The 11,996-nt window shown below is 39.8% G+C and carries 9 protein-coding genes; 4 read left to right on the forward strand and 5 right to left on the reverse strand.

Annotated features, from left to right (window positions below):
• Positions 1-108: 108 nt before the first annotated feature.
• Together LOC50_RS13145 and LOC50_RS13150 are read left to right on the forward strand one after the other, a co-directional pair.
• Positions 109-765, forward strand: coding sequence for a helix-turn-helix transcriptional regulator (locus tag LOC50_RS13145; protein ID WP_008108518.1), 657 nt, complete (start codon positions 109-111; stop codon positions 763-765).
• An 80-nt stretch (positions 766-845) separates the two neighbouring features.
• Entirely contained in the window at positions 846-3,002 is a 2,157-nt protein-coding gene (locus tag LOC50_RS13150) for a response regulator (protein ID WP_138627679.1), read from the forward strand.
• Positions 3,003-3,126: 124 nt separating this feature from the next.
• On the opposite strand, the gene LOC50_RS13155 is transcribed toward LOC50_RS13150, so the two are convergent.
• The 3 genes from LOC50_RS13155 to LOC50_RS13165 are packed head-to-tail and all read right to left on the reverse strand — an operon-like array spanning position 3,127 to position 6,513.
• Complete coding sequence (locus LOC50_RS13155) at positions 3,127-4,551, reverse strand: mannose-1-phosphate guanylyltransferase/mannose-6-phosphate isomerase (RefSeq protein ID WP_250653335.1); 1,425 nt, start codon at positions 4,549-4,551, stop codon at positions 3,127-3,129.
• Between the two features lie 58 nt (positions 4,552-4,609).
• Complete coding sequence (locus tag LOC50_RS13160) at positions 4,610-5,383, reverse strand: amidohydrolase (protein WP_069438915.1); 774 nt, start codon at positions 5,381-5,383, stop codon at positions 4,610-4,612.
• Entirely contained in the window at positions 5,371-6,513 is a 1,143-nt protein-coding gene (locus tag LOC50_RS13165) for a methionine aminotransferase (RefSeq protein WP_036980598.1), read from the reverse strand. Before LOC50_RS13165 ends, LOC50_RS13160 begins: the two co-directional genes overlap by 13 nt.
• 101 nt (positions 6,514-6,614) lie before the next feature.
• Between LOC50_RS13165 and LOC50_RS13170 the strand changes: the two genes are divergently transcribed.
• Positions 6,615-7,250 (forward strand): methylthioribulose 1-phosphate dehydratase, encoded by a 636-nt coding sequence (locus LOC50_RS13170; protein ID WP_250653336.1) that lies wholly within the window; start codon positions 6,615-6,617, stop codon positions 7,248-7,250.
• A 15-nt stretch (positions 7,251-7,265) separates the two neighbouring features.
• Here LOC50_RS13170 and LOC50_RS13175 read toward each other — a convergent pair whose 3' ends face one another.
• A complete protein-coding gene (locus tag LOC50_RS13175; RefSeq protein ID WP_036980601.1) occupies positions 7,266-8,747 on the reverse strand; it encodes an FMN-binding glutamate synthase family protein in 1,482 nt (493 codons plus the stop codon).
• Between the two features lie 77 nt (positions 8,748-8,824).
• Positions 8,825-10,603: a DUF885 domain-containing protein gene (locus LOC50_RS13180; protein WP_250653337.1), complete on the reverse strand. Its 1,779-nt coding sequence runs from the start codon at positions 10,601-10,603 to the stop codon at positions 8,825-8,827.
• A gap of 334 nt (positions 10,604-10,937) precedes the next feature.
• Between LOC50_RS13180 and LOC50_RS13185 the strand changes: the two genes are divergently transcribed.
• Positions 10,938-11,897: a GGDEF domain-containing protein gene (locus LOC50_RS13185; RefSeq protein ID WP_036980605.1), complete on the forward strand. Its 960-nt coding sequence runs from the start codon at positions 10,938-10,940 to the stop codon at positions 11,895-11,897.
• The last annotated feature ends 99 nt before the right edge of the window (positions 11,898-11,996 follow it).

Here is an 11,996-nt window from a genome sequence, read left to right on the forward strand (position 1 = left end):
ATCGGAAATCGCACCTTTTCTCCAGTGAAATAACGATTCTCTAATACAAAAGGTGTGTAGGGATTGTGGTAAAATTAATTAGCCAGCTTTATAAAAGAGTAAAAAAACATGAGCAGTTCAGCCTTTTTGTTGTTAGATGAAGAACCAATTAACACTATTGGTATTAACGTTTTAGAACCATTGTTAAAAACACAAGGCCTTGACGTAACTACGGGTACAAATATTTTAGATGTTCCGGTAGGTACTCGCTTATTGTTCATTGAAACATCAAGTAAAGACGCATGGACAAAGCTAAAAGAGCAACTCGTTAACTTACGCATCAAGTGCGATATTGTGTTGTTCAATTTAGATGAAAACCCAGAGCTTGCTAATCGCGCACTACTCAGCGGTATTCGTGGTGTATTTTACACCACAGATAATGCCGATGTACTCATGAAAGGGATTCGTTTATTACTCGAAGATCAGCTTTGGTATCGTCGTGACATTATGTGTAATGCACTTAACCGCATGCTGCAATTTAATAAAGACGCCCTGCATAAGCTAACTGATGGTGATATTGAACCAATAAAGCTAACGAAGCGTGAAAAAGCAATTATCTCGTTAATGAGTAATGGTTCTAAAAATAAAGAAATTGCTGAAGAGTTAAGTATTAGCCCGCATACGGTTAAAACTCATTTATACAGTGCATTTAGAAAAACTAAATGTCGTAACCGTATTGAATTACTTTCTTGGGCACAACAAAACATTCCTGACGAAATTCGTTAACGTTTGTTTGAATAAATACCATACAGGCACTTTAAGTGCCTGTTTTTATATCTTCTTTAAAAAACGCTGTTGGGGTCTTAATGCTCGACTCATTTACGCTTTATTTTGCCAGTATCGCCGTTATAACAGTGATGACGCTACTGAACTTTTTAACCTGGCGTACCAATAAGCATGTTCCCGGCACGTTACTTTATATTTTCTATCCTTTACTACTATTAACTGCCATTGTTAGTTTTGCACTAATAGGCAAAATTCCTGATCAGATTGCCATTACCCTTGCTAATAACATGATGTTTTTAGCTTCTATTGTGCATTGTTTGTCACTGAGTCAATTTTTAAATTATCATGGTCGTGGCCTTAAGTTTGTTTGCCTATTTACAGCGCTCAGCGCTTTGATGCTTGTTTATTTCACATTTTTACAGCCTTCAATGCGCTCGCGGGTATATATTTCTGATTTGCAGCATATTGTAGAGGCCACTTTTTTATTATTTATATTTATAAAATATGCGCGAAAACCCTACCCTAACGCCAGCATTGTTTACATAATTATTTTAACTTTAGTTGCAGCAAGTTTTATTACCCGAAGCCTATTTATGGATGACATTGCACAACAGGATGCCATTTTAAATTCATGGTTTAACTCACTGTTATTTTTAAACAGTGTTATTGCCCCCATGTTTTATGCTGCAGGTATGGCGTTGTTATGTAATGAGCGCAGGGAATTACGACTTAATAAGCTCACTGAAAAAGCTCATAAAGATTTAGAAATTCGCGGACTGTTTTTATCCACCATCAGCCATGAAATACGCACACCACTAAACGGCATATTAGGCAGTGCACAACTGATATTAAATCAAACCAGCGACAGCCGCAATAAAGCCTATTGTGAGGCAATTATCAATTCAGCAGAGTCACTCAACTTACTGGTAGATAAAGTGCTGGAATACGCAAGCTTAGATCAGCACGACGAAGCCCTGTACGAAGAAGACATAGAGTTTAAAACATGGCTGCAAAACTTATGTTTGCTGTTAAGCCCTCTGGCCGAACAAAAACAACTTAAATTTGAGCTTGCCTGTAATATCCCCGATAAAGCCTGTTACTACTGCGACCAACAAAAACTCAGACAAATTATTATTAACCTTGTAGGTAATGCGATTAAATTTACCGATAACGGTATGGTAAAAGTACAAATAGATTTAGTTAATGAAACCCAGCTAGATCACACTCTTAAAGTAAGTGTACTCGATTCAGGCCCCGGTATTGAAAAAGATGAAATTGATTATTTAACTGAGCCCTACATTCAAAGCAGTGCCGGTAAAGAAAAAGGCGGAACAGGCCTCGGACTTGCTATAACTAGTCGCCTTCTCGATAAAATTAATAGCCAGCTAGAAATTACCAGTGAGCTGGGAGTAGGTAGTGTATTTAGCTTTAACATGACGTTAGCCATTGGTGAGCTTAGTCTCGTCGAGCAACGCCATCAAAGTAAAGACTATTTAACCGGACTCGATGTATTACTTGTTGAAGATTTAGATCTGAACCAAAAAATTGCCGTTGAATTTATGGCAGACGACGAGCATAAAATTAAGCTCGCTAAAGATGGCAAAAGTGCGATTGAGTTGATGAAAAAATACCACTTTGATGTGGTGCTACTTGATATGAACCTACCCGATTTAACAGGGCAACAGGTACTAAAAACACTCAAACGGGTGGAGCATAAAAATCAGCGAACGCCGGTGCTGGCCTTTACTGCCAGTTTAAGCCCTGATGAAATAAAAGAATACTTAGCATTGGGTATTAAAGACATTGTTGGCAAGCCATTAAAGCAAGAAAAACTACGCCAAGCATTGAGTGATTCACAGTCAACACAAACAGCTAATATTGCCGTCGATCTGGTTGATACGTTATATGATGAAACCGCAACAGAAACTCTTACAAGCTCTTTTAGTATTGATGAAGTGTCTTCTATTTATAATGAATTTATTCTTTCTGCTCGTAATAAGCTGAGCCGTTGCCAAGCTTTATTAGAGCAAGACCCCGAGCAATGCATTAAGTTATTACATCGCCAAGCCAGCACCGCCATGCAACTTGGCTTTAATAGCTATGGATTAGCCCTTAAAAAAATTGAGCGACGCTTACTAGATAAAAAACCATTAAATAACTCATTAAATGAAGCCAGCACACTGTGGCAACACAGTTTAGAGGCGTATTTAAAGTATGTACGGCAAGGGCTAGGGTAAAAACGGGCTACGGGCTACGGGCTACGGGCTACGGGCTACGGGCTACGGGCTACGGGCTACGGGCTACGGGCTACCAAGTTTTACTGCAGTGACAAATAATCAAGTATTTTCACTATTTATACTGTTACTTTCTGCCGTATATATCGTCAAATCGCTCTATATCGCTTTCATCTAAAATGGCACCCGTTTGAACTTCAATAACAACTAAGGGCTCGGGCTGATTATTCGCTAAACTGTGCAGCTGTTTTGCAGCAATATAACAAGATTGGTCGTGGGTCAGCGTTAAGCTTTGCTGGTCAATACATATATCTGCAGTGCCTGATACTACCACCCAATGCTCAGCGCGATGCTGATGACGCTGCGTTGAGAGCCTAGCCCCACTATTAACGGTTATTTTTTTTACTTTAAAACCGATACTTTCTACCAGCGTACGATAATTTCCCCAAGGGCGGTAAACCACCTGATGGTGTGTCAGTTTGTTATTATGTGTTGTTGCCAGTTGCTTGAGCAATAACGGGAGGGCATCAAGCGCATTTTGATCAGCAATTAAAGTGGCGTCGTGGGTATGAATAATTGCTAAATCGCTTACTCCTAATGTCGCTATTGTGTGTCCATCTTCGCTAATAACTAAGTTGTTACTACTGTTTTGGGCGATATGTTCTTGGTGTGGGTTATTACCCTGTGGCTCTTTTTTACTTAGCGCTGCCAGTGCAGAAAAACTACCCACATCGCTCCAATTTAATGCAACGGGCATTACCACCACATTATTGCTGCGCTCTAAAATAGCATAATCAATCGAGTCACTTGGGCAAGATTCAAGTGCATGAGTATTTGCTCTAGTAAACGCTAAGTCTTGTTTAAAATCTGTGGCACTAGCAACACTTTTAGCTATTTTTGGCGCAAAGCGTTCCAGCTCTTTTAGATATGCCGCGGGAGTAAATAAAAACATGCCACTGTTCCAACTATAACCGCCCTCAGCTAAATAAGTTAATGCAGTTGGTAAATCAGGCTTTTCTTTAAACTGGTCAACTTCAAAACAACAGCTATCTTTAATGGCTGCGCCCTGTTTTATATACCCATAACCTGTGTGTGGCTCTGTTGGTGTGATTGAAAATGTAACTAATTTACCTTGCTCAGCAAGTTTAATCGCATCAGATAACTGAGCAGTTAATGCGGTAAAATCTGCAATATGATGATCGGCAGGCATCACCAACAAAGGACCTGTAATATTATTTTTTAATGCATAGTGCGCGGCAAGGGCAATAGCTGGTGCGGTATTTTTGCCTTCTGGCTCAAGTACTATGGCATGGGGTTTTGCAAATGCTGCCTGCTCCGCGGCAATAAATCGATGCTGCTCATTACAGACCAAAATAGCGGGATTAAAGCCCTCAGTTGCAACACGCACTAACGTACTTTGCAATAACGACTGCTGGTTTTTATTATCAAGTAAAGATAAAAACTGCTTTGGCATTGCTTGGCGCGACAGCGGCCAAAGCCGTGTGCCAATACCGCCAGCTAAAATTACCGGTGTAATAAGGGTTGTATTCATAAAGCCGCCAATAAAAATATCAGCGGCTATTTTAGCACTTTATCGGCTGGGCGCTAATTTATACCAATGTAAAAGCATCGGCATCTAAATGTGCCGGAAATTTAGCTCTAAACTCATCAAGCGGCGCTTTATTTAACGTGATTGTTAATAATGCTGGCTGGTCATCATTCGCTTTAATCAGTGGATCACCTTTAAAGTCATACACTGCGGTTCCACCGCTGTGGTCAATACCATTACCATCTTCGCCAACCCGATTTACGCCAACCACGTAGCACAGGTTTTCCATTGCTCGCGCCATTAATAAGGTATCCCACACATTACGCCTTGCAGCTGGCCAGTTGGCAATATTTATCATCACGTCGTAGTCATTGTTATTGCGCTGAAACACCGGAAAACGTAAATCGTAGCAAACTTGCGGTAAAATTTTAAACCCATTTAGCTCAAACACTTCACGCGTTTGCCCTGGCACTACAAACTCGCCTTCGTTACCCAAACAAAATAAGTGGCGTTTATCGTAATAACGCACATCACCACTTGGTTTTACCCAATAAAACCGGTTGGCCTTTTTGTCTTCTTGGGTTACCAATACTGAGCCAGCAATCACTGCATTATGTTTTTTAGCTTGTGTTTTAAGCCAACCCAGTACTGAGCCATTTTCAGGTTCGCCACAATCAAGGTTAACCGCAAATCCAGTGGCAAAGGTTTCGGGCAATACAATTAAATCAGGTTGATTGTTGATGTTAGCAAGTTGCTGTTCAAACATAGCTAAATTGGCTTTTTTATCGAGCCAATGTAGCGAGCTTTGCAATAATGTAAAAGTTAAAGTTGACATAAAATGCGCGCCGCCTCTATTAAGGTTTGATCGTTTTTAGCAAAACATAAACGAATAACTTTATCGTTATTTGGCTGCTGGTAAAATACACTCAGTGGAATGGCTGCCACGCCTGCTTGTTCTGCTAACCATTGGCAAAATTCTACGTCATTTAAATCCGATACATCACTGTAATCAAGCAGTAAAAAGTAGGTGCCTTCACTTGGTAAAATGCTAAAACGGCTGTCTTGTAGAGCATTACTGAGTACATCGCGCTTTTGTTGATAAAACTCACTTAACTGGTCAATGTGTTCAGCGTGTTGCTCTAACATATCTGCTAATGCATGTTGCGCAGGCGTAAAGCTTGAAAAAGTAACATACTGATGAATCTTTCGAAATTCTTCGCATAAATCAGTGGGCGCAATACAGTAGCCCATTTTCCAACCGGTGCTATGAAAGGTTTTACCAAAGCTTGAAATAACAAAGCTTTTTGCCAGTAGTTCCTCGTCACCTAGTGCACTTAAGTGTGGTTGTTGATCAAACGTTATATGCTCATAAACCTCATCACTTATGACATATAAATTGTGAGCACTCACTAGCTTTTTTAGTTCGTTGATATCTTGCTGCTTTAATACTTTACCGCTTGGGTTATGCGGAGTATTAATAATAATTGCACGAGTATTTACTGTGATAGCTTGATTTACCATTTGCCAATTTATGGCGTAATCTGGGGCGGCTAACGCAACATGCACTGACTTGCCGCCTGCCAGTTCAATAGCGGGCTGATATGAGTCGTATGCAGGATCAAATATAATAACTTCATCACCCGCGCGCACGATTGTTTGAATCGCTACAAATAGTGCTTCAGTTGCTCCTGAAGTTATAGTTACTTGGCTTGTTCCATCAATTTGCGCTTTGTATTTGCGCTGAACTAATGCTGCAATTTGCTGCTGCAGTTTAGGTACACCGCTGGAAGGCGAGTATTGATTAACCCCTTGCGTTACATACTGGCTTAACTGCGCTTTTAAATACTCAGGGGTATCAAACTCAGGAAAACCTTGCGAAAGATTAATTGCCGAAAACTTATTAGCCAAGCCACTCATTTGGCTAAATATACTAATACCTAAATTGGGGAGTTTACTGTCAAACACGAAGTCTCCTGATGATGGTTTTGTGTACAGAGCAGTGCTATGATTAAAAACGGAAGTTTAGCCGTCTAAACTGTACTTTAATTGTTATTTGTGAGGAAAATATGCAAAACAACCATACCGCTATTTCAAACCTTATAGAAGCCGCAAAATGGATTAGCCAACAAGGTTGGGTTCCTGCCTCGGGTGGAAGTTTATCAGCTCGCACCCAAAATGGCTTTGTTATAACGACTAATGGCTGCGATAAGGCCCAACTTACCCATGAGCATTTTTTACAGTTAGAACAGCAAAACTTAAATACTCCTCAGGCGTTATCAAGCGAAGCGAAATTACATTTAAGTTTGTATCAGTTAATTCCTGAGGCGCAATGTGTATTGCATACTCAATCTGTTGCAGCAACGGTGCTTTCACAAGTAACGCAAGCTCATCAGCTTGATTTAAGCGGTTACGAAATGCAAAAAGCGCTCAGTGGTTTTACCTCACATTTAGAAACCTTAAGCATTCCTATTTTTGATAATGACCAAGATATTGATCGTTTGAGCTTATTAGTCAGCGATCACCATTTGCACTCACCGATTAAATTTGGTGTATTAATTCGCGGTCATGGCTTATATGCAGTTGGCAAAAATATTGCTGAAGTGCGTCGCCACCTAGAAGCACTAGAGTTTTTGTTTAGCTGCGAATTAGAGCGATTAAAAATCACCGGCATTCAAGCGAGCAATACACTTCATCATCAATAATTAACAAGCAAGTATTTAATGATAATGCTCGTACATTTTATCTAGCGGCTCAGAAAGGCCGCTTTCTTGCACAATACGCACATGTTTGCGTTTTAATTCGCGAGCACTGGTAACGCCACAAGAATGTGCAATAAGCCCTGCACCGTAATGAATGTATTTATTATAATTTGCGACCCGCTGCGCTTTATCTTCAACATTTAAACCACGTTGCAAACGTTCATTATGCGTAGTAATTCCTGTTGGGCAGGTATCTTTATTACATTGCATAGCCTGAATGCAGCCTAGTGCAAACATATGCCCTCGCGCAGAAACCACAAAGTCGGCTCCTAGTGCTAGTGCCCATGCGACTTTGGAAGGAACAATTAACTTACCCGAAACAATAATTTTAACTCGCTCTCTAAGCCCATGTTTCTTTAATAGCTGTATCACTAAAGGAAGGCTTTCTTTAAGCGGTAACCCCACAGAATCTAATAAAGATTGTGGTGCTGCGCCTGTACCGCCATCCGCACTATCAATAGTAATAAAGTCGGGTGCAGACTCAATACCACGATGATTAATCTCGGCAAATAAACTTTCTAACCAAGTATGCTCACCAATAACCGCTTTAAAACCTGTCGGTTTACCGGTTGTAGTCCTGATGGTGGTAAGCATGTCTAGAATATCGTTTGGATTTTTTATTTCTGGGTGCCCATTTGGGCTAATAGAATCCTGCCCTTCGGGTATGCCTCTTATTTTGGCAATTTCAGCATTCACTTTTCGCCCAGGTAACATGCCGCCTTTGCCTGGCTTGGCACCTTGGCTCATTTTCAGTTCAAACATTTTAACTGTTGGGTGTGCAGCAACGGCTTTTAGCTTTTCTGTACTTAAATTTCCCTGCTCGTCGCGTACACCATATTTAGCCGTACCAATTTGAAACACGATATCGGCACCACCTTCTAAGTGATACGGACTAAGTCCGCCTTCCCCCGTGTTCATCCAACAACCGGCTAATTTTGCTCCCTTTGAGAGTGCACGAACAGCAGGGCTAGATAGCGCACCAAAGCTCATGCCCGATATATTAAATAACGAATTTGTGGTGTAAGGAAATTTACAATAAGGCCCAAGCGTTACGTTGCTAGGCGCTAAGGCTTCTTCATCTAAGGTAGGAAATGCGCAGTTCATAAACATTACGGTGCCTGTCGTTTCTAAGCTTTGGGTTGAACCAAAAGCAGCCGTATGATCAACATCTTTAGCAGCCCGATATACCCAACTGCGTTCGGCGCGATTAAAGGGCATTTCTTCACGGTCGAGAGCAAAAAAATACTGACGAAAAAACTCACCTTGGCGTTCAAAAAAGTAGCGAAAACGTCCAATTACCGGATAATTACGCCTAATAGCATGCTTTGTTTGGGTAATATCTCGAACATAAAAAATAGCAATTAATATAACCAGCAATCCAAATACAACAATAAATAAGCTGGCAAACACATCGATACTAAACATTATAAATTGACTCATTACTTATCCTTAAATGCTAAAAAAGCGTGATGTCATTAAATAACACCACGCTTTTATAGTTTCAAAATAATGCGCTATTAGCTATCTGTTTTTGCTAATTCTTCTTGTATATATAAACGTATTTGCTGCTCAAGCACCGATAAAGGCACTGAACCATGGCGCAATATTTGATGATGAAACTCACGAATATCAAACTGCTGACCTAATGCTTGCTCGGCCTCTGCACGCAGACGTTTAATTGTTAACTCACCAATTTTGTATGACAACGCTTGTGCAGGCCATGAAATATAACGATCGGTTTCTGTTTTTACATTGTGTAATGAAAGCGCAGTATTATCGGCCATAAAGTTCATTGCACGCTCACGACTCCAGCCGTACATGTGCATCCCCGTATCAACCACTAAACGTGCAGCACGCCACATTTCGTAGGTTAAACGACCAAAGTTGCTGTACGGGTCTTGATAAAAACCCGCTTCAACGCCTAAGTACTCTGAATACAGTCCCCAGCCCTCACCAAACGCTGATAAATACGCATCACGGCGATAGCTAGGTAAGCTTTCAAGTTCTGCATTGAGTGATATTTGTAAATGATGACCCGGAACAGCTTCGTGCAAAGTTAATGCTTCTAAAGCATAGAGTGGTCGTTTATCTAAAGCGTAGGTATTCACCCAATAAAAGCCGGCTTGATCATCACGGCTCGAACCCGAATAGCGCCCAGTAGTGTACTTAGGAGCAATATTGGCAGGCACCGGCGCTACGCCATAAGGTTTACGCGGTAAGGTATGAAATAATTTAGGTAACTGTGCATCCATTTTTTTTGCAATATACGCGGCCTCTTTTAATAATTGCTCAGGCGTTGTGGCGTAAAACTGCGGATCTGTTCGTAAAAAGTGGATAAATTCTGCAAATGTGCCTTTAAAACCGACTTCTTTAATAACCGCTTCCATTTCACTACGAATGCGCGCAACCTCCGCTAAACCCAGCTCATGTATTTCTTTTGGGGTCATTTGTGTGGTGGTGTAATATTTAGCACGATTTGCATAAAAGGCCTCACCATTCGGTGTTGACGAAATACCAATATCACTACGTGCGCCTGGTAAGTATTCGTTATTAAAAAAAGTTAAGTAGTCTTTGTAGGCATTAATAACTTGGCTGCTAATAATAGCTTTAGCTTGTTGTTGTAACGCTGCAAATTCACTATCACTTAAACCCGCGGTATTGTTTAAAAAAGGCTTATAAAATTCAGATTGTGTGACGTCATCAACAATGTAAGCAGTAATCGAGTCTTGATAACCAATTAACACCGCTTTGGGTTGAGTTAAACCAACCTCTAATCCTTTGCGCATCCAACCTATATTTTGCTCAAAAAAGCGCGGAACTTGCTTTAATCGCTTTAAATAGTGTTGATAATCTTGTGCGGTTTTATAATCAGAGCTATTAACAATAAACGATAAGCTTGAATGAAAGCCATATTCTGACGTTAAAGGCATGTAGTGCGTATTAAATACATATTCATCAACACTATTTTGCACTTGCGCTCGAATAATACTGTAGTTAATTTGGTTTTCATCACTGAGCTTACTTACATCTATGGCATCTAAATCTGCTAATAACTGCGTGTTTTTTTGATATTGCTGTGCTAAAAATTCAGCTGACAAATTAGGTAATAAGTAGCCATCAACGCCTTCGGGGTTACTATACGGGCTTACATTTTGGCGGTGCTGTACGATATTTTCAGCCGTTTGCGTAAATTGCTGATCGGCGTTAATTGCGGTGAGCTGACACGCGCTTAATGAGCACACTAAGGTGACACTTAATAAGGAAAGACGCATTTGTTTTGAAAGAGATAAATTCATAGTGATTGATCTTAGTAATATTACAGATGTGATAAACCTATCGTAGCCTAGATAAATAGCAAATAGATATACGACCAACTGCGCAAAATATACGCCCGTGAGATATTGTATTAACTTAAGTTAATACTTAACAATTAGAGTAATTGCTCAAAAAAGCAACGGTTATTGAATTTATAGCGCCATTTTAGCCAACTACGACTCATTTTACTTTTAAATCACAGATATAATGATTATTGTATCTGTGCTTGGAAGCAAATTGCCTTATCGGACGAGTTTTATAAATCAGCATTTATGCGTATTTGGTTGGTAATTGCAAATGATGTTCCATGACTCCATGGCTATAGCACAAGAAAAAATGACAAAAGTATGTATGTTTTTAGAGCATCATGTTTTGCCTCCTACCCCCTTAAATTTTCAAGTTGTGTATACATACACTAGTAAAATCCATTTTGCGCTTAACAATGCTATTGATGATGCCATAGATGCCCATCAAAATATTGATGAGCTGTTTATTGAACAACTCTATTTTGAATATTTAAATCAAGGGCATAAAACCGAAGTAGCCATGATTGAAAACGTCAATGGCGTGATCAATTCACTATCGCAAAATGCTCAACAGACCGAAAAAAAGCTAAACGACTTTGCAGGTCATGTTAATGACTGTATGCACTCTCTAGATGAAAATAATATTGCCAACAGCCGTATTGCTTTAGAAAGGCTTAATGAACAAACTCAGCTTTTATTAACGCAACAAGCTCAATTTAAACACCAACTAAGTCAGGCCAAAAAACTACACGAAGCAACTAAAAAACAACTTAATACCCTACGCAAACAACATGTGATTGACCCACAAACTGGCTTATACAAACGCCATTATTTAACCAAACAAACACAGTTATGGTTAAAACAAGACAAATCAATCTCAGCTATTGCCATTCAAATTGATAATTTAGAGCATTTTATTAATAATTTTGGCGATGCCATTGGCGAAGTGATTTTAAATAAAGTGGCTAAGCAAGTGCAAAAATATGTTTCGCAAAGTGGCTTAGCCGGACGCTCTGCAAAAGATCAATTCATCGTTTTACTTGCTAACATAGAACCCGAAACCGCTAACCTTATTGCACAAAAAGTGATAAGCGGAGTTGAAAAACTACGCTTTATAAGTTCAAAAAGCGATCTAAAACTCCCTCCCATTTCTCTCTCTCTAGGGATTACGGAACAACAACAAGGCGACTTTAACCAACTTGTTAAAAGTGCCTCAAACGCGGCCTTTAAATCACGCACATCTCAATAGCCAATTACACTGTTCACACAATAAATTAGCTGATAAATCATATTCAAATTGCACCCTTGGTGCACAATCAAGTACACTAGTCTTTATTACCACGATAGA

The organism is Pseudoalteromonas sp. SCSIO 43095 (assembly GCF_023650455.1).
GTDB classification, from domain to species: domain Bacteria; phylum Pseudomonadota; class Gammaproteobacteria; order Enterobacterales; family Alteromonadaceae; genus Pseudoalteromonas; species Pseudoalteromonas tetraodonis.